The 24501-nt window shown below is 71.6% G+C and carries 20 protein-coding genes and 3 pseudogenes; 14 read left to right on the top strand and 9 right to left on the bottom strand.

Annotated elements, in window-relative coordinates; translation table 11 throughout:
- The first annotated feature begins 12 nt into the window (after positions 1-12).
- The 4 genes from ACFWXC_RS33640 to ACFWXC_RS33655 all read left to right on the top strand — a co-directional run bounded on the left by ACFWXC_RS33640 (position 13) and on the right by ACFWXC_RS33655 (position 6295).
- Complete coding sequence (locus ACFWXC_RS33640; protein WP_384484540.1) at positions 13-1380, top strand: thymidine phosphorylase; 1368 nt, start codon at positions 13-15, stop codon at positions 1378-1380.
- A 113-nt stretch (positions 1381-1493) separates the two neighbouring features.
- Positions 1494-3503 (top strand): ABC transporter ATP-binding protein, encoded by a 2010-nt coding sequence (locus ACFWXC_RS33645; RefSeq protein WP_384484542.1) that lies wholly within the window; start codon positions 1494-1496, stop codon positions 3501-3503.
- On the top strand, positions 3500-5281 hold the full coding sequence (locus ACFWXC_RS33650; RefSeq protein ID WP_384484544.1) for an ABC transporter ATP-binding protein: 1782 nt from the start codon (positions 3500-3502) through the stop codon (positions 5279-5281). The genes ACFWXC_RS33645 and ACFWXC_RS33650 overlap by 4 nt, the downstream gene beginning before the upstream one ends.
- A gap of 102 nt (positions 5282-5383) precedes the next feature.
- Positions 5384-6295 (top strand): fructosamine kinase family protein, encoded by a 912-nt coding sequence (locus ACFWXC_RS33655; protein WP_384484546.1) that lies wholly within the window; start codon positions 5384-5386, stop codon positions 6293-6295.
- 50 nt (positions 6296-6345) lie between these two features.
- Here the strand turns inward: ACFWXC_RS33655 and ACFWXC_RS33660 are convergent, their stop codons facing one another.
- Positions 6346-7242: a glycosyltransferase family 2 protein gene (locus ACFWXC_RS33660; protein WP_384484548.1), complete on the bottom strand. Its 897-nt coding sequence runs from the start codon at positions 7240-7242 to the stop codon at positions 6346-6348.
- 128 nt (positions 7243-7370) lie between these two features.
- Here ACFWXC_RS33660 and ACFWXC_RS33665 point away from each other — a divergent pair, with 128 nt between their 5' ends.
- Complete coding sequence (locus ACFWXC_RS33665) at positions 7371-8357, top strand: LLM class flavin-dependent oxidoreductase (protein WP_384484550.1); 987 nt, start codon at positions 7371-7373, stop codon at positions 8355-8357.
- 15 nt (positions 8358-8372) lie between these two features.
- On the opposite strand, the gene ACFWXC_RS33670 is transcribed toward ACFWXC_RS33665, so the two are convergent.
- Complete coding sequence (locus ACFWXC_RS33670) at positions 8373-9545, bottom strand: glycosyltransferase family 4 protein (RefSeq protein ID WP_384484552.1); 1173 nt, start codon at positions 9543-9545, stop codon at positions 8373-8375.
- Positions 9546-9782: 237 nt separating this feature from the next.
- On the opposite strand from ACFWXC_RS33670, the gene ACFWXC_RS33675 reads away from it, so the two are divergent.
- Both ACFWXC_RS33675 and ACFWXC_RS33680 read left to right on the top strand, forming a co-directional pair.
- Entirely contained in the window at positions 9783-10169 is a 387-nt protein-coding gene (locus tag ACFWXC_RS33675) for a hypothetical protein (protein WP_384484554.1), read from the top strand.
- The gene (locus tag ACFWXC_RS33680; RefSeq protein WP_384484556.1) at positions 10162-11097 is read left to right on the top strand and encodes a histidinol-phosphatase; all 936 of its coding nucleotides are present in this window, start codon (positions 10162-10164) and stop codon (positions 11095-11097) included. Before ACFWXC_RS33675 ends, ACFWXC_RS33680 begins: the two co-directional genes overlap by 8 nt.
- On the opposite strand, the gene ACFWXC_RS33685 is transcribed toward ACFWXC_RS33680, so the two are convergent.
- Positions 11098-12183, bottom strand: coding sequence for a hypothetical protein (locus tag ACFWXC_RS33685; RefSeq protein WP_384484558.1), 1086 nt, complete (start codon positions 12181-12183; stop codon positions 11098-11100).
- 179 nt (positions 12184-12362) lie between these two features.
- Between ACFWXC_RS33685 and ACFWXC_RS33690 the strand changes: the two genes are divergently transcribed.
- From ACFWXC_RS33690 to ACFWXC_RS33700, 3 genes and pseudogenes are all read left to right on the top strand, one after another.
- The gene (locus ACFWXC_RS33690) at positions 12363-12656 is read left to right on the top strand and encodes a hypothetical protein (protein WP_384484560.1); all 294 of its coding nucleotides are present in this window, start codon (positions 12363-12365) and stop codon (positions 12654-12656) included.
- A 32-nt stretch (positions 12657-12688) separates the two neighbouring features.
- Positions 12689-13527: pseudogene (locus ACFWXC_RS33695) on the top strand (AMP-binding protein); the annotation flags it as partial.
- A 108-nt stretch (positions 13528-13635) separates the two neighbouring features.
- Entirely contained in the window at positions 13636-14205 is a 570-nt protein-coding gene (locus ACFWXC_RS33700) for a hypothetical protein (RefSeq protein ID WP_384484597.1), read from the top strand.
- A gap of 64 nt (positions 14206-14269) precedes the next feature.
- Here ACFWXC_RS33700 and ACFWXC_RS33705 read toward each other — a convergent pair whose 3' ends face one another.
- Positions 14270-14866, bottom strand: a complete 597-nt coding sequence (locus ACFWXC_RS33705; protein WP_384484562.1) for a TetR/AcrR family transcriptional regulator — start codon at positions 14864-14866, stop codon at positions 14270-14272.
- A 96-nt stretch (positions 14867-14962) separates the two neighbouring features.
- Between ACFWXC_RS33705 and ACFWXC_RS33710 the strand changes: the two genes are divergently transcribed.
- Positions 14963-17194, top strand: a complete 2232-nt coding sequence (locus ACFWXC_RS33710; protein WP_384484564.1) for an MMPL family transporter — start codon at positions 14963-14965, stop codon at positions 17192-17194.
- Positions 17195-17227: 33 nt separating this feature from the next.
- Here ACFWXC_RS33710 and ACFWXC_RS33715 read toward each other — a convergent pair whose 3' ends face one another.
- The 4 genes and pseudogenes from ACFWXC_RS33715 to ACFWXC_RS33730 all read right to left on the bottom strand — a co-directional run.
- A complete protein-coding gene (locus ACFWXC_RS33715) occupies positions 17228-18676 on the bottom strand; it encodes a bifunctional 3-(3-hydroxy-phenyl)propionate/3-hydroxycinnamic acid hydroxylase (protein ID WP_384484599.1) in 1449 nt (482 codons plus the stop codon).
- Positions 18677-18729: 53 nt separating this feature from the next.
- On the bottom strand, positions 18730-19668 hold the full coding sequence (locus ACFWXC_RS33720) for a fumarylacetoacetate hydrolase family protein (protein WP_384484566.1): 939 nt from the start codon (positions 19666-19668) through the stop codon (positions 18730-18732).
- A gap of 21 nt (positions 19669-19689) precedes the next feature.
- Positions 19690-20597, bottom strand: a pseudogene (locus ACFWXC_RS33725) (VOC family protein).
- Positions 20583-21101: pseudogene (locus ACFWXC_RS33730) on the bottom strand (MFS transporter); the annotation flags it as partial. The pseudogenes ACFWXC_RS33730 and ACFWXC_RS33725, both read right to left, overlap by 15 nt.
- A gap of 24 nt (positions 21102-21125) precedes the next feature.
- On the opposite strand from ACFWXC_RS33730, the gene ACFWXC_RS33735 reads away from it, so the two are divergent.
- Together ACFWXC_RS33735 and ACFWXC_RS33740 are read left to right on the top strand one after the other, a co-directional pair.
- Complete coding sequence (locus ACFWXC_RS33735) at positions 21126-21626, top strand: TetR/AcrR family transcriptional regulator (protein WP_384484568.1); 501 nt, start codon at positions 21126-21128, stop codon at positions 21624-21626.
- Between the two features lie 62 nt (positions 21627-21688).
- The gene (locus tag ACFWXC_RS33740; protein ID WP_384484570.1) at positions 21689-22471 is read left to right on the top strand and encodes a DUF2993 domain-containing protein; all 783 of its coding nucleotides are present in this window, start codon (positions 21689-21691) and stop codon (positions 22469-22471) included.
- A gap of 19 nt (positions 22472-22490) precedes the next feature.
- Here the strand turns inward: ACFWXC_RS33740 and ACFWXC_RS33745 are convergent, their stop codons facing one another.
- Entirely contained in the window at positions 22491-23126 is a 636-nt protein-coding gene (locus ACFWXC_RS33745; RefSeq protein WP_384484572.1) for a TetR/AcrR family transcriptional regulator, read from the bottom strand.
- 702 nt (positions 23127-23828) lie between these two features.
- On the opposite strand from ACFWXC_RS33745, the gene ACFWXC_RS33750 reads away from it, so the two are divergent.
- Positions 23829-24110: a hypothetical protein gene (locus ACFWXC_RS33750; protein WP_384484574.1), complete on the top strand. Its 282-nt coding sequence runs from the start codon at positions 23829-23831 to the stop codon at positions 24108-24110.
- The last annotated feature ends 391 nt before the right edge of the window (positions 24111-24501 follow it).

A 24501-nucleotide genomic window follows, 5' to 3' on the forward strand; every position in this document is an offset into this window, starting at 1 on the left:
GGAGGACCACGCATGAGTCCGGTCTCCTCGTCGAGGGACGTCAGGGAAATCAAGGACACCGTGGCCTCCGCCCGTGTCATCGACTCGACCAACCGCAAGCGTGCGGGCGCGGTCCTCGACGCCGAGGAGATCGCGGGCGTCGTCACCGACTTCGTCCACGACCGCATCCCGGACTACCAGATGGCCGCCTGGCTGGCGACCATCGCCTGCACCGGCCTGTCCACCGCGGAACTGGTCGCCCTGACCCGCGCCTACACCGTCGGCGGCGGACACCTCGACCTGAGCGAGGTGGACGGCGCGGTCGTCGACAAGCACAGCACCGGGGGAGTGGGCGACACCACCACGCTGATCGTGGTGCCGGTGGTGGCGGCGTGCGGCGTCCCGGTGGCCAAGATGACCGGACGGGCCCTCGGCTTCACCGGGGGCACGCTCGACAAACTGGAGTCGATCAAGGGGCTGCGGACCTCCGTCCCGGTCGGGGAGATCGTGCCGATGCTCAAGTCGGTCGGCATGGTCATCACCGGCCAGAGCGCCGACCTGACCCCGGGGGACGGTGTCACGTACGCGCTGCGCGACGTCACCGGCACCGTGGAGAGCATCCCGCTGATCGCCGCCAGCATCATCAGCAAGAAGGTAGCCGTCCGTGCCGACGGGCTCGTCCTCGACGTCAAGACCGGTGCCGGCGCACTGATCCAGGACCGGGACCGCGCGGTCCGGCTCACCGAGACGATGCTCGACCTGGCCCGGGCCTTCGGGCTGAGCGCGCGGGCCGTGCTCAGCGACATGAGCCAGCCGCTCGGTCCCGCGGTGGGCAACGCCCTGGAGATACGGCAGGCGCTGGCCGTACTCCGCGGGGAGCGGATCCCCGGACTGTGGGAGCTGTGCGCGGCGGTCTGCCGTCTGATGCTGCGCAGCGTCGACCCGCTGCTCACCGACGAGCAGGCCACGGCCAGGATCGAGCGGGTCCTGGACGACGGTTCCGCCTACGAGATGTTCGTACGGTGGGCCGTCGCGCAGGGGGCCGACGCCGCCGTTCTCGAAGCGGAGCGCTTGCCGACCGCGGCGCACCGGCTCGTCGTCAGGGCGCCCGAATCCGGCTGGGTCACCCGGGTGGAGCCGCGTGCCGTGGGCAACGCCGGCCTGCTGCTCGGGGCCGGACGCCTGACCTACGACGCGCCGCTGGACCACGGCGCGGGCGTCCTGCTGCGGCACCGGGTCGGCGACCGCGTCGGCAAGGGCGACGTCCTCGCGGAACTGTTCTACGACCGAGGGGACACCGACACCGCTCGTACGCTCGTGGCATCGGCGTTCCAGGTCGGAGACCGTGCGGTGACCGCACCGCCGGTCGTCCGGCAGATCTTCGGGGCCGAAGGTGTCTGACATGCGGCCGACGGCCGGCCGGGACCGGGCCCGCGGAGTCGTACGACGCCCCCACCCGGCCGAAGCCGCTCGCCCGGGCCCGCCGAACGCGCCGTCCGGCGAGGAGGTGTCCCATGGGCCGGCGGTCCGCGACCGGCCCTGAGGGGACCACGGCCCGCCCGGCACGGGCCCGGCTCTGGCGGATCGCGGAGCTGGTGCCCCAGGCCGGCACGGGGCCGGTGCTGGCGACGATCGCCTGCGACGTACTGCTCGGCGCACTGCCCGTGGTCTTCGTGGTGAGCAGCAGCGTCATGCTGGGCCGGCTCCCCGACGCCGTGGCCGCGGGCACCGGATCGCCGCAGTGGTCGGCCGTGATGAGCGCGTTCGCCGTGGCGGCAGTCGCCTTCACCCTGCAACAACTGGTGGCCCCGTGCCAGGGCGCGCTCGGTGAACTGGTCGCCAGACGGGTCGACGGGAGGCTCTTCGACCGTCTCGTCGCCGTGTCCCTGCGCGGCCCGGGCATCGGCCCGCTGGAGGACCCGCGGCTGCTCGAACACCTCGCTGAGGCGCGGCGCGAGCTGGAGTTCGGGGCGGACAGCCCCGGCAAGGCATGCGCCGGGCTGCTGCATCTGCTCGCACGCGGCGTCCAACTGGCGTGCTGCGTCGTGATCATCGGGTACTGCTTCTCCTGGCCGGCCGGGCTCGGGATCCTCGTCGCCGTTGTGGCGCTGCGTCACGGGCTGCGCCGGGGCCTGCATCGGCACATGGAGAGCTGGGCGGCCCTGGCCGGGCGCCGGCGGGAGGAACGCTATCTGCGGGACCTGGCCACGGGTGCCGCGGCGGGCAAGGAGATCCGGGTCTTCGGCCTGGCCGAGTGGCTGCGCGACCGCCATCGCGAGGCGGCCCTGGCGTGGCTGATGCCGGCGTGGGCGGAGCGGCGCCGGCTGCTGCTGTGGCCGTATCTCGGCTACACGGCGTTCGGCCTGGTGGTCACGGCGACGGTCCTGGCCGCCGTCGCCGCGGCGGGCGCCGGGGACACCTCGCTCACCGGTCTGGCGCTGGCGACCCAGGCGGTGCTGGCGGGCATCCGGCTCGGCGAGTTCTACCCCGAGTCCGACATGCAGACGATCCTGGGCATGAACGCCCACCGCGCGCTGACGGCGTTCGAGCGGGGTGCGGGGCGTCTCTCGGCGGGCGTACCGCAACGGGCGCCGCTGAGCGCCGAGCCGCCGGCGGAGGTGCCGCCGGCCGAGGCGCCGCCGGCCGCGGAGCCGCTCGCGTCCGCGCCGCTCCGGAGCATCCGGTTCTCCGGGGTCTCCTTCGCCTATCCCGGCCGGGCCCAGCGGGTCTTCGACGGCCTCGACCTGCGGATCGCCGCCGGGAAGTGCACCGCGATCGTCGGCGCCAACGGCGCCGGGAAGACCACCCTGGTCAAGCTCCTCACCCGGCTCTACGAACCCGACGAGGGGCTGATCACCGTCGACGACAGGCCCCTTGCCGCCTCTCCGGCGGACGCCTGGCGGGCCCGTGTCGCCGTCGTCTTCCAGGACTTCAACCGGTACGAGACCGGCGCCTTCGACAACGTGGGGTACGGCGCCGTCCGGCACACGGGCACCGCCACCGCGCGCGAGGAGATCCGGGCGGCGGCGCGGGAGGCCGGTGTGGCCGACGCCCTCGACGCGCTGCCCGACGGTTTCGACACCCCGCTCGCCACGCACCTGACCGGCGGCACCGACCTGTCCGGCGGCCAGTGGCAGCGGCTGGCGCTCGCCCGCGCACTGTTCCGGCTCCGGCACGGTGGCGGGGTACTGGTCCTGGACGAGCCGACCGCCGGGCTCGACGTACGTGCCGAGGCACGGTTCTTCGAGGAGTTCGTCCGCGAGGGCGTGACCACGGTGCTGATCTCGCATCGTTTCGCCACGGTGCGGCACGCCGACCACATCGTCGTACTGGCCGGAGGGCGGGTGAGCGAGGAGGGCTCGCACGACGAACTGCTGCGCGGCAACGGCGAGTACGCCCGCCTGTTCCGGCTCCAGGCGTACCGCTTCGCCGCCGAGCCCGGCCCCGCACCGGACCATGACGACAGCCCCGCACCGGAACCTGCGCCCGGCCCCGCACCGGAGCGTCCCGGAGCACGCACATGAGCGGCCTGCTCAGCGCATCCGCCGGCCTGTTGGCCATGTGCTGGCGCCAGAGCAGAGGCAAGACCGTGACCGCGCTCGGCCTGATGCTGGCCGGCGGCACCGCCATGCCGCTGGCCGGGCTCGCCCTGCGCCGGCTCTTCGACGCCGCCCAGCGCGGCGCGACGGAGCAGGCGGTGCTCACCGCCGTCCTGGTCGCCGTCCTGCTGATCGCCTCGCTCACCTGCGGACACTTCGCACACATCGCCTACTTCGAGCTCGCCGAGCTGAACATGCTCGACTACGGCGACCAGTTGATCCACCTCGCCAACGGGACGCCCGGTCTCGACGGCCACGAGAGTCCCGAACGAGCGGACCAGTTCAGCGTCCTGGAGCGCGAGGTCCAGCAGACCCGCGGCACGCTCCAGGCCCTGCTGACCCTCGCCGGCCTCGGAGCGGGGATGCTGCTGACCGTCGTCATGCTGGCCCTGCTGCATCCGCTGCTGCTCCTGCTGCCGCTGGCCGCGGTGCCGCCAGTGCTGGCCGGACGCCGTGCCGAACGGCTCATGGACGCGGCCAGGAGCGCCGCGGCCGAGCCGACCCGGCGCGCCCTCAACCTGTTCCGGCAGGCCACCGACGCCGCCTCGGCCAAGGAACTGCAGGCCTTCCAGCTGGAGAGTGAGGTGAGGACCCGGCACGCCGCGCTGTGGGACCGGGCGAGCGGCATCCTGTGGCGGGCCCAGCGCCGGGCCGCGGCAGTACGTGGAGTGAGTCAACTGGTGTTCGCCGCCGCCTATGTGGGGGCGGTGCTGCTGATGCTGCACGAGGCCGTCACCGGCCGTCGCACGGTCGGCGACGTGGTGCTGATCGTGGTGCTGGCCGCACAGGCCAACATCCAGGTGGCGCAGACCGTCAACCTCGTCCCCGACCTGCAACGCCTGACGGGCGTGGACCGGCGCCTGCGTGACCTGCGCCAAGCACTCGACCCGGTGCCGGAGGGCGCGCGCGAGGCGGCCGTACCGGAGCGTCTCCGGGACGGCATCACCCTGCGCGGGGTGTCGTTCGCCTACCCCGGCAGTGCGAGGCCGTCCCTGCGGGACGTGACGCTGCGTCTCCCGGCCGGTGCGGTCGTCGCCGTGGTGGGCGAGAACGGGGCGGGCAAGTCGACCCTCGTCAAGCTCCTGTGCGGGCTCTACCGGCCCACCGCGGGCGACATCCTCCTGGACGGCACCGATCTCGGCCGCATTCCGCCCGAGGCCTGGCGGGCTCGAACGGCCGCCGGATTCCAGGACTTCGTCCGGTACGAGTTCGCGGTGGGGCTGACCGTCGGAGTGGGGGATCTGCCACGCGGGCACTCGGAGAAGGCGGTGCGGACCGCTCTGGACCGGGCGCGGGCGACCGGCGTCCTCGACTCGCTGCCGGACGGGCTCGCCACCCAGCTGGGCAGGAGCTACGCCGACGGGGCGGAACTCTCCGGCGGCCAGTGGCAGAAACTGGCTCTCGGCCGGGCGTTCATGCGCGAGCGGCCGCTGCTGCTCGTGCTCGACGAACCGACCTCGGCCCTCGACGCCGACGCCGAACACGCCCTTTTCGAACGCTATGCCGCACAGGCCGGGAGATCCGCCGCCCACGGCGGAATCACGCTGCTGATTTCGCACCGTTTCTCGACGGTCAGAATGGCGGACCTCATCGTCGTGCTCTCCGATGGCCGGGTCGCCGAGACCGGAAACCATGCCACTCTGATCAGCCGGGGCGGCCTGTATGCGGAGCTTTACACCATGCAGGCGCGGGCCTACCGATGACCTGTGACAGAACGATACCGGCCAGAAGATCACCAATATTGGGAGCGCATTTCTCGCGACCGCTCCCTGGTGTCCGCACGGGAAACATGTTTTGATTTCCGGGTGTCGAACGAGGAGATACTTGCCGAGCGGCTCCGTGCCGCAGGATATGCCGCGAAAGAAGTGCAAAGGGCCGTCGGAGGGGTGGTCGCCATCGCGGGCCTGGCGACACTCCAGGACGGCTCCGAGTTATTCGCCAAAACGCTGCTCGGGCCGGACCGGGACATATTCACAGTCGAATCCACCGGACTGTCCGAACTGCGCAGTCCCGGCGGGGCGAACACCCCGGACGTGCTGTTCGCCTCTCCGAACCTGCTGGTGCTGGAGAAGATGCAGCCGCGCCGGGACGACGAGCGGTTCTGGGAACAACTCGCCCACATGGTCGCCGCCCTGCACATGTCCACCACCGGCGACCGGTTCGGCTGGCACCGGGACGGCTGGCTGGGCCGACTCCGCCAGGACAACACCTGGGAGACGGACGGCCCCACCTTCTTCGCCCAGCGGCGCATCCTGCGCTGGCTGTCGGAACCGCTGGTCGAGGCGGAGTTCGACCGTGACGAACGCCAGGCCCTGGAGCGGCTGTGCGCGGCCCTGCCCGAACTGGTCCCGTCCCAGCCCCCGTGCCTGACCCACGGCGACCTCTGGCAGGAGAACATCGTCGCCACCGACGACGGCGCCCCCGTGCTCATCGACCCCGCCGTCTCCTACAACTGGCCGGAAGTCGACCTCAGCATGCTGTGGTGCTCGCCGCGCCCGGCCGTCGCGGACCGCTTCTTCGCCGTGTACCGGGAGATCTCCGGACTCCAGGACGGCTGGGAGGAGCGGATGCCTCTCCTCCACCTCCGGGAACTCCTCAGCGTCATCGCCCACGATGACGACGACTGGGGGGCCGCCGAGGCCGTCCGGAAGATCATCACACCGTTCCGGCGCAGCGGCGGGACCAGCGCGGGTCGTACGGCACCGGTGCTGACGTGACCGGTGCCGGCGCCGGTATGACCGGTCGCCGCCCGCGTCCTGGGGTGCCGTCACTCGCCGGACGGAGCGCGGCGCCGTTCCTGCCGGGCCGCGTCGTACGCGCGAAACCGGCGGCTGAGCATCGGCCCGACCTCGGCCCACCCCGGGTAGTCCGCGTAGTCGAAGGAACAGCGCGAGAAGCGGAAGGCCGGTTCGGTCACGTCGATCCTGCCGCCGTTCCCCTCAAGGTGACCGAGGAACGCCTGTGACTCTCCGACGACGGAACGGTGCAGCAGGCGCCACTCGCCCGACGAGTAGGCGGCCACCCGTCTGACCAGGCGACGCCGTACGGAGGCGGTCCACTTGAAGTGATGCACCTGAGCGTGGATCTCGTGAACGGGAACGCCCCTGCCGGTCCAGGCGTAGTGCTGGCCGAGGTCGAGTTCCACCGTGCCCCGGGCGAGCGTCACCTTCGTCGGCCTGCCGTCCAGCAGGGGGAAGGTGAGGAATCCAGCCAGGGGGTACTGCTGCCAGAGCGGGGTCAGCCCGTGCGGGACCGGGCCGGTGAGACGGCCCTCGGCGGAGACGCGGTCGAGAAACGCTCCCTGGACGAAGTCGAACCCGTGCTGTTCGCAGTACCCGACCACGTCGGCCAACGGCCGGTCATAGACATGGAACTCATCCAGGTCCGCGACGACCCACCAGTCGTCCGGGTGGGCGCTCCGCTCCTTCTGGATGAGCGCGGCATTGAGGTCCTCGTGCCAAGGGGCGACACAGATGTCGGTGAATTCGTGTCCGAAGTCCCGCATCACCGCTGCCGAGGGGTGCAGACTCGGGTCGTCCAGGCTTTCGACATGGCGTATCACATGGAAATTCTCGACACCCAGATTCCGGTAGTGAGCCAAGAAGTAGGGCAGTAAGGAGATATCGCCGCCGACCACGGAAACAATTCGCAGTGCCACGCCCACCTCCGGTTGTCCGGCCGATCACGACTCGCCCGCGATTTACTCTCCAGCCGCCCCGACACCCTGTCAAGACATCGGCATGGGCCGACCGGAACAGAATGGCGCGGTCACGCAAACCGTAAGGGGAATAAATGAGGTCACGGACGCGTATAGGATGGTTCCTCGCACATGAGGAATGGCAGCCCGAGTCATTGATCCGGCAGGCGGTGCTGGCTGAATCCGCCGGGTTCGAGGCGCTCTTGGTGTCCGACCATCTCCAGCCCTGGGTCGACGTCGGCGGAGCCGCCGGGTTCAGCTGGTCGACGCTGGGCGCGCTCGCCGCGTCCACCCGTACCGCGACGCTGATGTCGGCGGCCGTCTGCCCGCTGTTCCGGATGCACCCGGTCCTGGTCGCGCAGGCGGCGGCGACCGTCGACCGGATCTCCGCAGGGCGGTTCGAACTCGGACTCGGCCTCGGGCAGGCGGTCAACGAGCAACCCCTGCTGGGGACTCTCCCGCCGTACCGTGAGCGCCTGGCGCGCACCACCGAGGCCATGGGCCTGATCCGGCCGCTGCTCGCGGGCACGGAGGTGACGTCGGACGGGCCGTACTACCCGGTGTCGGCCATGAAGTTGCACAGTCCGGCCGCCGGGCCGCTGCCGGTCCATCTGGCCGCGTCCGGACCTCGGTCGGCGGCTGCCGCGGGGCGGCTGGCGGACGGCGTGATCACCTCGGTGAAGGACGTGGCGCGCACCCGGAAGGAAGTCGTCGACGTGGCCAGGAAGGCCGCGGCGGCAGCGGGCCGGCAGCCTCCCCGGGTGATCCTCACCTGTTTCCTGGTCTTCGCCGGCAGCGACGAGGAGGCAGCGGAGGCCCTCCGGCCCTGGCGGGGCATGCGCACCCCCCGACGGCTGCGGGAAGGCAGTCCCCGCCGGCTGCGCGAGGACGCCGACGCCCTGGGGAGCGAGGGTGTCCTGCGGCGGTTTCCCCGCTACGGCGAGGTCGCCGAGGTGGTCGAACTGTGCCGGACCGTCATCGAGGGGCTCGCGCCCGACGTGCTGGCGCTCCAAGTGGCCGCGGCCGACGGCGCTTCGGCTCTGGAGCGGCTGAGCGAGGTGCCCCGTCGGCTGCGCAACTGACCGGCGGGCGGATGCTCAGCCGTCCAGCGTGGAGAGCAGCGCCTCCTCCGTCCGCTCGACCATCCGCCGGAGGGTGAAATGTGCCAGGACCTGTTCGCGTGCCCGTGTGCCCATGCGTGCGCGCAGCGCGTCGTCGGAGACGAGCCGGAACAGGGCGTCGGCGAGGTGACCGGGGTCCGGGGACGGCACCAGGACGGCGGAGCCGGGATCCCGCACCAGTTCGCGGATGCCCGGGAAGTCGGTGGTGAGCAGCGGGCGTCCCGAGCTCATCGCCTCCAGCATGGCCAGGCTCAGACCCTCACCCTGACTGGGCTGAGCGACGACGTCGGCCAGCGCCAGTACGTCCGGCATCAGCGGGAACGGCACCTCGTCGTCGATGCACACCACGTCCTGGAGCCCGTGCTTCTCGATCTCGGCCCGCAACTTGCCGGGATAGTCGCCCGACGAGGAACTGACGGCACCCACGATCAGCAGTCTGGTGTGCGGCCGGCGGGCGTGCACCGACGAGAAGGCCTGGATGAGTTCCAGTATTCCCTTGCGCGGTTTGAGCTGGGCGGCGCAGACGATGACGAGATCGGTGTCCGCATAACCGTAGCGGCGCCGAAGCCGCGTCGTGTCACGGTCCGGGCGGAACCTCTCGGTGTCCACACCGTGCGGAATCAGTCTGGTGACATCGGCCGACCCATGTCGGCGGGCGCGGTCGGCGTAGTTCTCCGCACAGGCCAGTACGAGCGACGGCCTCAGGATCTCGTGCACGACCCGCAGCCGGGCACTTCCCAAAGGCTGGGCCTCCGGCTCGTGTTCATGGAAGGTCGCCACCCACGGAATGCCCCTGTCCACGGCGATCCATTTCCCGGCCAGGGCGGCGTCGAGCGTATTCGTGAAAACCAGGTCGGGGCGCGACTCCGCCACGCTCTCGGCGAGTTCCGGGGCCAGCGCGAACGTCATCTGTTCCCAGGGCACCTTGCTGGTGTCGGCGAGCAGTTCGCGATACCGGAAGAACCTGCGCACCGAGACCCCACGCGGGTCGCCGTCGACGACCTGACCCGGGAGTCCACCCCGCGGAGCATCGGTGACCAGCATGACGTCGTGGCCACGACCGGCGAGACCCTCGGCTGTCACATGCGCGTATGTCTCGGCGCCCCCGATCGTGGGGTGGAAGCTGGAGGCGATCATCATCAGTCTCATGCCACTCCTGTCCCGCTGCCGTCATCCCGAACCGCTTCATGCCCTATTCCGTTGAGCCCTATTCAGAAGTGCCCGCATTTCCGGAACACCCGCGTATGCGGCGGCCGGTGCAGTGGGGCCGGCTGCAGCACGGGTTGACGTAAGGGCAGTTGCCCTCGCACATTGAATAGCCGGCTCGCCATGGGGCCGTGGTCGGATTCCCGCCATTTTTCTCGTACGAAGGTGAGGTCACCACCGATGATCAGCGAGGCGCATCCCACCGATGTGACAAGCCCCGCAACGCTCAACGCATGCCAGGACTTGACGGGGGAGTTTCGTCGGCGTTCGGCCATGCGCGTCACCGCGGACGTCGCCCTCCTCGACGCGTGCGCCGAGTTGGGGGAACTGGCCGGTGCTTTTCTCAAGCAATGCGGTTACGCTCCCTCGGCTGCGAAATCCACCGTCGGATCCCGGCCGTCGGACCGGGTGCGGGCCGAGTTCGGTGATGCCCTGTTCGCCCTCCTCAGTTTCGCGGACGCGGCCGGACTCGACTCCGAGGCGGAGTTCTTCGCGACCATGACCCGGTACGAGGCACGGTTCACCGGCGGGGTTTCCGGCACCGGGGCGGTGGAGCGGCATGGGTGACTACCACGTCCACCTGCATCCGCACACACCCCGGCCGGACAGCCCGCCCCCGGGCGTGTACCCGAAAGGGCACGTCGACGCATATGTGGAGCGGGCCCTGTCCCGAGGCGCCACCGAGGTCGGCTTCACCGAACACATGCACCGCTTCGTCGACCTGAAGCCCGTGGCCGCGGGGTTCTGGAACGTCGGCGAATCCGCCGAACTCACCGAGCGCTCCCGCCGGTACTACTACGACGAACTCAACCTCCGCCTCGACCGGTACACCGAGGCCGTACTGTCCGCGCGGGACCGTGGACTGCCGGTGCTGCTCGGGCTGGAGGTCGACTTCCTGCCGGGCCGCATGGAGAAGATCCTCGACGTTCTCTCCGGCTATCCGTTCGACTACCTCATCGGATCCGTGCACTGGATCGGCGCGTGGGCCGTGGACCACGACGGGATGACCGCCGAGTTCGCACGCCGTGGCGTCCGGCGTTCGTACGAGGACTACTTCGCACTCGTCGTCGAACTCGCCGAATCGGGCCTGGTCCAGGTGCTCGCCCATCCCGACGTGGTGAAGAAGTTCGGCCACCGGTGCGACCAGGAGCCCGTCGACCTCTACCGCCGGCTGGTCGACGCGGCACAGCGCAACGGCGTGGCCTTCGAGGTCTCCAGCGCAGGTCTGCGCTACCAGGCGCTGGAGCCCTACCCGGCGCCGGCGCTGCTGCGGATGTGCCACGAGGCGGGCGTCGAGATCACCTTGGCCAGCGACGCGCACTACCCGGAGCAGGCGGCCGATCAGTACCGCACGCTCGTCCGGTACGCCCGTGCCGCCGGCTACCGCCGGCGACTCCGGTTCCGGACCGGGGGAGCGCAGCAGCTCGCGGTCCTGCCGGATCCCGACGACGACAACGACTGGCCGGATCCGACGGCGGCGCCGGACGGCCCCTGACTACGACCCCTGGCCCGCACCGCGGATGCCCAGACCGAGCCGGACGGCGTCCCGCACGACCGGCGTCAGTACGGCAGTGGCCGTGGCGAACAGGCGGCGCGGTACGGCGTTCCGCATCGCGCCCAGCGCCAGGGTGGCAAGGGCACGGCGGCCGACCGGAGTTGACATGCCGTCCGCGCCGGACAGGCCGTGGGTGCGGGAGGCGCCGACGTCGGCGGTGCGGATGCCGAGGCTGAACGCCGCGAGCCAGAGTTCGAACAGGAGGAAGTCACCGAGCAGTTGCCGGGCCCGGTCCGCGTCGCGGAGGGCGTGCCGGCCCAGTCGTCCGACGTCGTCCGCGGCCAGGCCGAGACCCGCGAGGACCTGCAGCGCCGGTACCTTCCGCCAGCCTTCGGGCTCCTGTGCGTCACGTACGCGAAAGTACGCCCCGGGCTTCCCCCACCAGGCCATGACGGGAACGGAGTCGATGCCCGTGACCGACCGCCGGAGGTCCACTCCGGACAGCGGCGTGGTGGCGGCCCAGCAGGCGGCGCAGCGCATCCCGTGGTGATGGTTGCCGGTCAGGCTGGAGACGTCCCGGTGCTCGACCAGGTTGGGCACCGACACATGGGGGACGAGGCCGTTTCGGCCCAGGTAGGTGCGGAGCGCGACATCGTCGGGTTCGTCGCCGCGCAGCGCTTCCTTGAAGTAGTCGCTGACGTCCCTGGCGGTCTTGACCGGCATGACGACCGCCTGGGTCGGGACGTAGTTGTCGACGACCTCGGCCCAGCCGGCGCCGGTGAGCGCCGCGATCCGTACCACGGACGCCGTCCAGGCCCCCCACTCCACGAACAGGGAGGTGACACCGTCCGGACGGTGGGCGACGAGTGACTGAGCCGCCGTCAGAAAGTGCCGGGTGAGGCGGACATCGTCCTGGAGGACGAGGTGATGCGTGGCGTCGGGTCCTGCCGCGGCCCACGCCAGTTGCGCGGAGCGCAGCGATCCGCGTTCTCCCTGCGGCCCGGTGTCGCAGACGATGCGGATGTCGAGACCGGGGTGACCGGCCCGAAGCCGTTCCGCCATCTCCAGCCGGAGCCGATGGGTCATGACCGCTATGGACAACCGCCAACGCTGCCCGGCCAATCGTCACCCCTTTCGGCGGGCGAATGGCCACTCACGCTACACCGCGAGGAGGCGATCAGCCCCTGGGCGTGGGCGCCTCTTGGCTGACGATACTCTCGGAAGTGGTGATTGCATCAGGAATCTTGGAACTAGGTGAGGTACACGTGACCACCAGCGCCGGCACCCCTTCGGGCACCGGCCTGACCTGGCCGCGCTACGACACCCCCGACGACCTGGCCGTCATCGAGGCCGTGCCGCTGGCGGAGCGCGGGCTGCCCGGAACGTCGTACGACCTGCTGCGGCGTGCGGCCGGGCTGTGGCCCGACCGGCCCGCGCTCACCGTCCTTCCCGACGCCGCCTCCTGGCGTACGCCGAAGGACCGCACCTACGCCGAGTTGCTCGGTGACGTGCACCAGGCGGCCAACGCCCTGTACCGGCGCAGCTCGCCGGCATCGTGACCCCCGTCAACCCGGCGCTGGCCCGCGACCACGTGGCCGAGCTGGTCCGCCGGGCCGGTGCCCGCGTGGTCGTCACCGCATCCCCCGAGCTGGACGCGGAGGCCTTCGCCACCACCGCGGCACTGGCCGGGGCCGGCCTGGTGGACCACGTGCTGGTGCTGCGCCCGACCGCCGCCCCGTCCACGCCCGTGCCCGCGGTGGAGAATGCCTCCGTGGCCCACCTCGCCGACATCGCCGCCGACTGCCCGCGCGACCGCTTCCTCGGCGAGCCGCCCACCGCCTCGGACCTGGCGTCCTTCTTCCACACCGGAGGCACCACCGGGGCCCCGAAACTCGCCGCGCACACGCATGCCAACGAGATCAGCGACGCCTGGACGATCGCGGCCAACTCCCTGCTGGACGAGGACTCGGTCGCCTTCGCCGCGCTGCCGCTGTTCCACGTCAACGCGCTCGTCGTCACCCTGCTCGCGCCGCTCTTCCGGGGCCAGCGGGTCGTGTGGGCGGGGCCGCTGGGCTATCGCGACGGAGCGCTGTACGCCGAGTTCTGGCGCATCGTCGAGCACTACCGGATCGCCACCATGAGCGCCGTGCCCACCGTGTACGCGGTCCTGGCCGGCTGGCCGGCTGTCCGGTCGGCGGGGCGGACATCGGCTCGATGCGCACCGCGGTGGTCGGCGCCTCCGCGCTGCCCGAGGGTGTGCGCACGAGCTTCGAGACGGCGACCGGGATCCCGCTGCTGGAGGGCTACGGGCTGACCGAGGCTACGTGCGCGAGCGCCCGCAGTTTCCGCGGGGTCCGCCGTCCGGGCTCGGTCGGGCAGCGGATGCCGTACCAGGACTTCAGGATCGTCGGCGTGGAGACGGGGGCGGAGCTGCCGACCGGCGCGACGGGCGCCGTGCTCATCAGCGGTCCCACCGTCTTCCCGGGGTACGTCGAAGGCCGCGACGGCGACGGCTACCGGATCAGCGGCCGGGGCAAGGTGGCCGATGGCTGGCTGGACACCGGCGACCTCGGCCGCCGCGACGAGGACGGCTTCCTCTACCTCACCGGCCGGGCGAAGGACCTCATCATCCGCGGCGGCCACAACATCGACCCGCGTCTCGTCGAGGACGCGCTGCTCTCGCACCCGGCGGTCACCGGCGCCCAGGCCGTCGGACAGCCCGACCGGCGGGCCGGCGAGGTGCCGGTCGCCTACGTGACCCTCTCCGACGCCACGGTCGGGGAGGGCGACCTCCTCGCCTGGGCCGCCCGGCACGTGAGCGAACGGGCCGCCGCTCCCAAGGCCGTCCGCGTTCTCGACGCACTGCCGCTCACCGCGGTCGGCAAGCCGTACAGGCTGCCGCTGCGCGCCGACGCCACCCGCCGGGTGCTGGCCGAGGTTCTCGCCGGCCTCGACGGCGTCGAGGAACTCACCGCCGAGGCCGCATCGGGGACGGTGACGGTCACCGTGACCCTGCGCGACCGGGCGGCGGCGGCCGAAGTGGAGCGCCGGGTGGGGGACTTCGCCGTCCCCTGCCGGATCGTCACCCGGCAGGGGACGGACGGCTGAGGCGACCGCAGGCCGCTGGGGGCGGCCCGGACGACCGAGCGGGCCACCCGTGCCGCGCCGGCGCTCAGGACGCCGGGTCGGTGACCGGCCGCGGTGCGGGGAGGGCGGCGATTCCGGCGCGCAGGAAGGCCAACGCCGTCTCGATGTCGCGCTCCTGGGGGGCGTGGCACATCACCTCGCAGACGACCGCGGCCGCGGCGGCGGCCGCCATGCGCGGGCCGAAGTCGTCCGGGGCCTCCCCCCGCTCCTCGGCGAGGATGCGCGTGCCCTCCTGGATGACCTCCGCGAGGTGAGTGTTCGCGACCGCCCTGACCTGCGGGTTGAGTTCGAGCATCCGGTCGTAGAGGTCGTCCAGCTCGCTGTGGTCGGCGGCCTCGGTCCGCAGCCAGTGCTCCAGTGAGTCCACGATCGAGTGTCCCTCCGCGCGCTCCCGCAGCGCCGTGCCCAGCCGGTCGGTGAACGCGTCGAACCGTGAGGTCGCCAGCTCCAGCTTGGACGGGAAGTACAGCGTGACCGTGCGCGGTGAGACCTCCGCCGCCTCGGCGATGTCGGCGATCGTCGTCGCCTCGAAGCCGCGGTCGGCGAACAGCCGGTACGCCGACCTGAGGATCGCCTCACGGCGGCGTGCCTTGGAACGCTCTCGCAGACCCTCGCTCATCATGACCGGCACTTTACCATCGGCGGCGTATTTACAGTCGACTGTAAAAATGCCGTACGTTGTTGCAAGCGAAGTGAGCGAGTGAGAGGGAAGAGGAACGTGGCGTCACGCCTGTACACCTGGGGGCGATGGGCAGTACGCCGTCGCGGCTCGGTCATCGCGGTCTGGGTGTTGCTGCTCGCCGTCGTCGGTGGTCTCGGGATCACCCTGCACGGCAAGGTGACCACCGAGTTCTCGGTGCCGGGGATCGAGTCGCAGCAGGCCCAGGAGCTGCTGAAGAAGGAGTTCCCGCAGGCCTCGGGGGGCGTGGCCCGGGTGGTCTTCGCGGCCCCCGAGGGCGGCCGGCTGACCGCGCCCGGGACCGAGGCGGCCCTGGAGGCGAGCCTGAAGAAGGCGGCGCGGGTGCCGGGCGTCCTGGACGTCTCCGACCCGCTGAAGACCAGGACGGTCGCCGCGGACCTGCGGATCGGCTACGCGGACGTCCGCTTCCGCCAGCAGGCCAGTGATGTGCCGCAGACGTCCAAGGACGCCCTGGACCGCGCGATGGCCCAGGCCCGCCACGCCGGTCTCACCGTCGAGTTCGGCGGCTCCGCGATGGACGCCAAGACCGAGGTCGGCGGCCCCGCCGAGGTGGTCGGTGTCGTGGTCGCCTTCGCCGTGCTGGCCCTGGCGCTCGGCTCGCTCATGGCCGCCGGACTACCGCTGCTGACCGCCCTCGTGGGCGTCGCGATCGGCGTCCTGGGCGTCCAGTTCGTTTCGCGCTGGGTCGAGATGACCAGCACCGCCACCGTGCTCGCCCTGATGATCGGGCTGGCCGTGGGCATCGACTACGCCCTGTTCATCATCTCCCGCCACCGCGAGCAACTCGCCGACCCCGACCAGGACGTGGCGGACTCCATCGCGCGTGCCGTGGCCACGGCCGGCGGCGCGGTCGTCTTCGCCGGGGCGACCGTGATCATCGCGCTGGCCGCTCTCGCGGTCACCGGCATCCCGTTCCTGACCGTCATGGGCCTGGCCGCGGCCGCCACCGTGCTGCTCGCCGTGCTCGTCGCCGTCAGCCTGGTGCCCGCCGTCCTGAGCCTGTTCGGCGAACGGCTGCGCCCCCGCGCCCGCCGGACCGAGCGGACCGAGCCCACCGAGGGACCCGAGGACCCCGAGGGGCGCCGGCGCGTTCCCGGTTCCTGGGGCCTGGCCTGGGGCCGCGCCGTCACCCGCAAGCCGCTGCTGGTCCTCCTGGCCGGTACGGTCGGCCTCCTCGCGCTCGCCGTGCCCGCCCGCGACCTGCGCCTCGGCCTGCCCAGCAACGCCTCGCAGCCCGTCGACAGCACCCAGCACAAGAGCTACGACCTGCTGACGGAGGGCTTCGGGCCCGGCTTCAACGCCACGCTGACCGCCGTGGTCGACATGAACGGAATCCCGGCCGCCGACCGCACGTCCACCGTCAAGACGCTGAGCAGGACCATGGCGGGGGACCACGGGGTGGCCGTCGTCGCCCCGGCGGTCACCAACGCCGACTCGACCCTCGCCGTCGTGGCCGTGGTCCCCAAGACCGGTCCGGACGCCCAGGCGACCACCGACCTGGTGCACCGGCTGCGCGAGAACGCGTCCACCGTCCACAAGGCGGGCGGCACCCTCTACATCGCGGGTACGACGGCCGCCGCGATCGACGTCGCGGGCAAACTGTCGGACGCGCTGCCGCTGTTCGTCGCCATCATCGTGATCCTGGCGCTGCTCCTGCTGACCATCGCCTTCCGGTCCCTGCTCGTCCCCGTCAAGGCCGCCCTGGGGTTCCTGCTGTCGGTCGCCGCCTCCCTGGGCGCCACCGTGTGGGTCTTCCAGGAGGGCCACCTCAACGGCGTCCTCGACATCCCCTCGGCCGGCCCGGTCACCAGCTTCCTGCCGGTCCTGCTCATAGGCGTGCTCTTCGGACTGGCCATGGACTACGAGGTCTTCCTGGTCAGCCGCATGCGGGAGCACCACGAGCACACGGGTGACGCGGCCGAGGCGGTGACGCAGGGCGTGGCCCGCAGCGGCCGGGTGGTGAGCGCCGCCGCCCTCATCATGGTCGCGGTCTTCGGCGGGTTCGTCTTCAACCACGACCCGATCATCAAGTCCATCGGCTTCGCCCTGGCGTTCGGTGTCCTGGTCGACGCGTTCGTGGTCCGCATGACGCTCGTACCGGCGGCGATGGCCCTGCTCGGCCGCCGCGCCTGGGGCCTGCCCGGCTGGCTCGACCGCATCACGCCCGACGTGGACATCGAGGGCGCGAAGCTGCCGCGGCAGGCACCGGTGGAGCCGGAGCGGGAGAAGCACGAGGTAGCCGCGAGCTGATCCGGGCACCGCGGGCGACGACGACGGCGGCGGTCAGGGCGTCCGCCGGGAAGGACCGGTTGCGCGGATGGTGTGCAGCAGGGACGCCCACCCGGCCCTGCCGTCGAAGTCGTGGCCACCGGCCGGGACCAGGTCCATCACGACGCGGTCCGGCCGCAGCAGCACGGCGTCGGCACCCGCCGCGCGCAGCAGGCCGGCCAGGCCGCCGTCGTCGCCCAGACCTGTCACGAGAACGGTCCGCGCGCCCAGGTCGTCGGCGACCGCCCGCAGCCAGGGGGAGAGCGGTACGGCGGTCAGGACGGCGAACGAGTCGCCGAGCAGGTCGTCGAGGCGGCCGCGCCGCCCGGCCGCGCTCACCCACGGCTGGGGGCAGAGCCGGCCCACGGGATCGCGGCCGCCGACGCGGAACCGGCGTCGTACCAGCGGACCGGCGGTCAGCGCCGGGCTCAGGTCGCGGGCGGCCAGCCTGGTCAGGCCCGGCACACGGACCGCCGCGTTCAGGGCGCCCCGGCGCAGCGCGGCGGCGCCGTCCTGGCCGCCGGTCATGGCCCAGCCCATGGCGATCGCGAGGCGGATCATATGGCGGGCGTGCGGCTTGCGTTCGCTCTGGTAGGTGTCCAGCAGCCGCTCGTCACCGCCCTGCCGCAGGATCCTGGCGAGCTGCCAGGTGAGGTTGTAGGCGTCGCGCAGGCCGGCACACAGCCCCTGCCCGATGAACGGGGGAGTGAGATGGGCGGCGTCGCCGAGCAGGAAGACCCGGCCCCGCCGCCAGCGGTCGGCGATCCGGGCCCGGAAGGTGTACCGGGCCCTTCGCACCACCTCGAAGTCGGCGCCGGGCACGAGGTCCACCCACGGCGCGACCAGCAGCCGTAGCCGCGCCTGGTCCAGTTCCGCGCCGTCCGGCAGCCGGAACTCCCAGCGGTAACGGTCCTCGCCGACCCGCATGAAGGTGCCCGGCCGGTCCGGGTCACAGATCTGGTCGACGCCCTCCCAGCAGCGGACCGGGAGGCTGGTGCGCACGTCGATGACGGTCCAGGTCTCCTCGAAGCGCAGGTCCTCCCAGCCGGCGCCGATGGCGTCACGGGTGACACTGCCGGCGCCGTCACAGCCGAGGACGGCGGCCGCGCGCACCACATGCTCCCCCCGGTCGTCGCGGTAGGCCACCCGGACCGGGCCGTCACCCTCCGGTACGACGCCGGTGACCTCGGCCCCGCCGCGCAGTGCGCACTCCGGGGTGCGGTCCAGCGCCTCGCGCAGCACCCGCTCCAGCCCGGGCTGGTCGAACATGCTGGTCCCCGGGTAGCCGTGCGTTCCCTGCGCGGCCCGCGGGAACTCGGCCAGCACCCGGTGCCGGGCGTCCAGCAGCCGCAGGCCGCGCGCGGGACGGGCGAGGGCGGCGAACTCCTCGTGGACGCCCACCGCCTGGAGGATGCGGTCGGTCACCGGGGAAACGTCTGACGGTTTGTGCTCGTCGGTGGCCATGGATACGTCCGGCCGGTTGTGCTCGACGGTCATGTGCGGCTCGCTTCCGGTCTTCAGTTCGCGTCGGTCACGGGACTGCGCTGCTCGCCGAGGTCGATCCGCCCGTCCGGGGTGGCGATGGCGGCGGTCACGAGGTCGCCCGCGCGCAGGTAGTGCGAGTTCCTGGCCTGGCTCCTGAAGAACGCCCGCCACTTCAGGGCGGGCGGCAGCAGCGAGCCGATCTTCTCGACGGCCTTCGGCGGCGCCTTGAGGGCGGTGCCGCCGGGGGTGCCGGTGAGCAGCAGGTCACCGGGGTCCAGGGGCTGGAAACGGGCGAGCAGGGTGAGTGCCCGCGCCGGGCGGACGATCATGTCGGCGAGAGTGCGGTCCTGACGCAGCTCGCCGTTGACGCTCAGCCTCAGCCGCAGGCCGAGGAGATGGGCGAAGTCTTCGGGCTCCAGCAGGGCCAGATACGGCCCGGTGGGCGTGAAGGTGGGGTACGACTTGCTCTCGTAGAACTGCGTCTTCGTCAGCTGTACGTCCCGCGCGCTCACGTCGTTGGTGATCACGAGTCCGGCGACGTACGACGGCAGGTCCCGCTCCTCGACCACCGTGCCCACCGGCAGCGGCGCGCCCATGACCACGCCCAGCTCCACCTCGTAGCCGAGGAACCGCACATGTGAGGGCCGGACGACGGCCTGCTCGGGGCCGCTGACCGAGCCGGACGCCTTGCGGAAGAAGGCCGGCGGGATGTCCCCGGTGAAGCCCGAGTCGCGGGCGTGGCTGCGGTAGTTGACCATCTGGGCGACCACCCGGCAGGGGGTGGTGACGGGGGAGAGGGCCACCAGGTCGGGGACGGGTGTCCCCGTCTCGTCCGACAGGGCCGCCTCCCGTACGGCGGCCCGGTCGGCGATCAGCTCGGCGGTGGTCGCGGCCCTGGTGTCGATACGGACGGCGCGCGCGTCGCGGACCGCCCACCAGCCGTCGGCGGTGCGCAGGACGTTGGTGCTCATGTCGTGAATTTCCTCAGGGAGTCAGGAGTTGGCGGCCTTGAGCAGGCCGAGGCGTCGGGCGGGGTCCATCTCGTTGTCGCCCCGCAGCGCCTCGACGACCTCGCGGAGCCGCCGCGGGGAGGGGTGCGCGCCGAGGAAGTCGCGGGTGGCGGGTGGCCCCCACTGGGCCAGGCCGCTGGTCGACATGGGTGCCCAGCCGGGTTCGACGTCACAGGAGAACAGGTCGCCGTCGGCGAAGTGCTCCAGCATGAAACGGTCGGGGTCGCGCCAGTAGTCGAAGAGCTGGCTGCCCTGGATGTGCCGGCCGATACCCCAACTGCGCCGGTAGCCACGCTCTTTGAGGTACTCGCCGCCGGCGGCGACCGAGTCCAGGTCGGTGACCTGGTAGGCGGAGTGCACGTAGCCGTTGCCCGGGCCCAGGCGCAGGGCCCGGGTGTGGTGGTCGACGGGGTGGCCGCCCCGGTCGCAGCGGATGAACGCCATCGTGGGACCGCGCCCGCGCCGGCCGTCCAGGAAGAGGAAGTCGGACACGATCAGGCCGAGCGTGTCCAGGTACCAGTCCAGGGCGCGGGCGAACACCCTTGTCTCCAGGACCAGATGCCCCAGGCACTGGATCCGGGACGGCTCGCGCGGCGGGCGCTGGGTGGCGTTCGTACGACGGTGGGCGGTGCCGAAGTTGAGAGTGAGCGGCGGCTGCTCGGGCAGTGCCGCCGGCTCCTCGCCGCAGTGCACCACCTGTACCGGGAAGCCGGACGGGTCGAGCAGGCGCACGGCCTTTCCGCCGCCCGGGACGTCCGTGTCCCGCACGTCCGCGCGGGCGGCGACCGCGAAGCCGAAGTCGCGGGCGAAGACCTCCGCCCGTCCAGGTCGGGCTTCTCGAACTCCAGCCAGGCCAGGTCCGCCACTTTGATCACGGGGTTCCAGGCCATGATCGTGTCGGTGGCCGGGGACAGGCTCAGCCCGATGGCGAAGCCGAGCATGACCAGCGAGGGCAGGAAGTCGGTGTAGGCGGAGCCCGAGCCGACCCGGGTGAGCAGGATGACACCGGCCGTGCCGATCACCATGCCGACCCCCACGGTCGGCTTCACGCCCAGCTTCGGCGCGAGCCTGCCGGTGACCTCGGCGCCGACGAAGACGGCTCCGGCCAGCGGCAGCAGCCGTACCCCGGTGTCCAGCGCGTTGTAGCCGAGGACGAACTGCAGGAACTGGGTGGAGTAGTAGAGCGAGCCGAAGGTGCCGAAGAAGAAGAACAGCACCGCCAGCATGGAGCCGCTGAAGGGGCGCTCCCGGAACTTGCGGACGTTCAGCATGGGATGGGGGTGGCGCAGTTCCCAGGTGACGAAGGCCGGCAGACCGAGCCCGGCGACCGCGGCCGCGGCGACGGGGCCGCAGCCGAAGTGCGGGCCCTCGATGGTCGCGTAGACCAGGCTGCCGGTGACATCGCCGAGGCGGCGGGCGTGGTCCGTCGTACGGTGTACGGCCACTTCGGGGGGAAGGCCGCACTGGTGGAGGGGCTGGTGGAGGACGCCGCCGAGTCGCTGCGACAGGCGCTCGCGACGCTGGACACCCCTGCGCCGGAGGCTGTCACCGAGCTGGCGTGCTTCGTCCTCGCTGTGTGGCCCGTCGGTGACCGGTACCGCGTCCTTCTCCGACTCGCACCCCAGGACCTGGGTCCGGAGCGGGTCGACGAGGTGCTCGCCCCCGCGCGCGAGATCGCGGCGGCGATCATTGCGCGAGGACAGCGGCAGGGGATCTTCCAGACCAGCGTTCCGCCCGGCCCGTCGAGCCGGGCGCTGGAGGGGCATCTGCTGGGACTCCTCGACCGCGTGAACGCCGGGACCTGGGCCGATGACGGCACGGGAACCGCCACCGCCGCGCTCGTCGCGATGGGGGTGGACGGCGCGCGCGCCGTCTCCTGCGTCCGCGGGCTCGGCCGGTCCGAGCGCACCGTCGCCTGAGGACTCCGCCGACCGTCCGGACACGTTCCCCGAGTACTTCCTACTTCCTGGAGCAGACACCCATGGACCAGCCCCGGCCCGATGACGACTTCACCGGCGAGCCCTGCTACGGCGAAGGCGTCCCGTACGCGAGCCCCCCGTCTCGGAGGCGGAAGCACCTGATCGTCGTCGCCGCGTCGCTGGCGGCGCTGCTGGCCGGCGCCGTCGTGGTCGACCGGATGGCCGCGGCCCGCGCGGAGAGCCGCACGGCCGAGGCCTTCCAGGACGGGATGGGCACCGCCGAGCGACCGTCGGTGCACGTCGGCGGCTTCCCCGTACTGACCCAGCTGGCCGGGGGCAGCCTGCGGCATGTCGACCTCACCGCCCGCGACATACCCGCCGACGACACGACCAGGCCCCTGCCGGTGACGAAGCTGACGGTCGGCCTCGACGGGCTGAAGACCTCGGGAGGCGCCGAGGAGGCCCACGCCCGCAGTGTCGACGCCACCGCGTTCCTGTCGTACGAGGACCTGTCGGACGCGTTGGGCGTGACCGTGTCGCAGGGGGACGGGTCAGGCCGGGTCAATGCGACGGCCGACCTGCCGGTCATCGGCGAGGTGACCATGAGTACGGCGGTCGCGGCGGCGAGCGGCAACCGCATCGCCTTCACCGGCATCCGGGCCGTTCAGGGCGACTTGCTTCCTCCGCTGAAGGCGGTCGTCGACGAGGCCCTGGCGGAGCCCCTTCCGTTGCGGAACATTCCCGAGGGGCTGCGTCTGCGGTCGGTCACCACCACGGAGAGCGGGATCGAGGCCCGTTTCACCGGTCGTTCGGTCACCTTCCGCCCCGGTTCTTCATCCGCGTAGAGGTGGTGCCGGAGGGTGCTCACACGAGGTCGGGGAGGGGACGCCGGACGACCTCGTGGGCGTCGTCCGGCGGGACGCCCAGCATGAGCAGGGCCATCTCCGCGAGCTCCACCGCGGCCTCGTCGCCGTCCAGGTCGGGGCGGGAGAACCGCAGCTCCACCAGGGACAGCAGGACGCCGCCCAGACCGGTGAGGGCGATCGCCGGGTCCAGGGCCTTGAAACGGCCGGAGGCGATACCGGTGCCCAGGTCCCGTGAAGCCCGAGTGGCCAGCCCGTTCTCCGAGTGGATGTGACCGAGGCCGCGCCGCCGCAGCACCTGCATCAACTCCGGGTGGGACGCGGTCAGGCGTGCGCTGAGCCGGAAACCTGCCGCGACGAGTTCCGCCGGGTCCTCGATGCCCACCAGCCGCTCGTCGAACGCCTGGCCGAACTCCTCCAGGGCGTCCACCACGGCCGCCTCGAACAACTCCGTCTTCGACTCGAAGTGGTTGTAGAAGGAGCCGAAGCCGACGTCCGCACGCTCCGCGATCGCCTGGATGCTGGCGCTGGTGTCACCGGTCTCGGCGAGGATCTGCCGGGCCGCACGGACGAGCGCCTGCCGGGTCTCGGCGCGGCGCCGCTCGAACCGGTTGCTGGGCGGGGCTGACGTAGGCATGTGCGGAGTCTAACTTTGCGGCGATGGTCATCGCAGTCCTGATGGAATCGTCATGTTGTGTACGGCGGGGGCTGGTCCACCGGCTGGTCCTGCCGGTGAAGTGGCCGCTGTTCGGGACCGGGTGGCGGCAGGATGCGCGGCTGGGCGTCACCCCGCTGCGTTCGCCGCCGAGCGTGCCCTCGCAGCCTGTCGTCGCCGGTGCCGGCCGGTGGGCGACGGTAGTGATCAAGGGCGGTCGCGTGCCGGCGGCAGGGGGTGCGGGGGAGCCGGGACACGCGGTGGGCCACATCATGCGTTCGGCGGGGAATTCCTTGCGGTGTCGGACCGGCGACGGGCCCGTTTCGGTGCGGTGGCGCGGTGGCTGTCAATTCTTTTCACATCAGTTGCGATTCCAGCTGATAGCGGTCATGGGAGGGGACTTCGAAATGCTGCCTACGGGATAGCGGGAGAAACGTTATTGCAGGCGATTGCGGCGGTGGTCGTGGCGGTGGCGGTCGCGGTGGCGTGACGATCAAGGTCTCGACGGTGGGATAGGCGTGGGCTGCAGCGCAGGGGTATGAGGTCTGCTCTGCCGGCGGCGGACGGATCGGCGGTGCCGGCGTGGTGCGCGAGGCGCACGCGCAGAAGCCCGTCGATCGGGCGAGGCCTGTCGGCCCGATCGCAACACAGCTCTACCGATCACGACGGTGACCTTATTCGCGTATGCGAGTCGTGGCCGTAGAAGTAACCCGCCAGGAAGCGGTGGAAGTGGATTTGCAGGGCGTTGCGCACCGAATCCAGCATCAGTGGGGCACCGGTAAGACCCAGTGCACCGCGTCCTTCGGCCGGGCTTACGGTGTGCTCGAACAACGGAATCCTGCGGCGGCTGAGTGGAAGGGCCGTGGCGAGGTGCCCCGTCACCGCCGACGGCTCGCCGAGTACATCCGCACCGGGCGGTGCCCCGAGGTCTTCACGCCGCTCCGCTTCACCCGGTTCCGCGGCTGAGCCGGGGCGGTCCGGGGCGGAATGTGTCCGGCCCGAATGTAGGGGTCGGACGGGCGCTTTGTTGATCGTGACCGCCCTCCGGCCCGGTCGTGAGCCGCACGGCGCGCGCAGCGCGCAGCAGGTCGCAGAACCCCGGCGGGCCGTCGCAATGCGCCTTCTGGCCGCAATGCGCCGTCCGGCCACCGCGTCGGTGAGCTCTGTCCGGCTGAACACGGCGTTTGCCCGCGGCCTGGGCTCCGGTCATTCACCAGTGTTTCCCCCGGTGTTTCTGTGTAATTGTGCACGTGATAGGCGGGGGTCCGAGGCGACGCGGAACGCAACCTTGGAAGCTGTTACCGCGTCGTAAATTCTCGGGGGCCGGCGCGGTCCGGAGCTTCCGTAAGTGCCGTGT

The sequence above is a fragment of the Streptomyces sp. NPDC058683 genome (genome assembly GCF_042716195.1).
Taxonomy (GTDB): Bacteria; Actinomycetota; Actinomycetes; order Streptomycetales; family Streptomycetaceae; genus Streptomyces.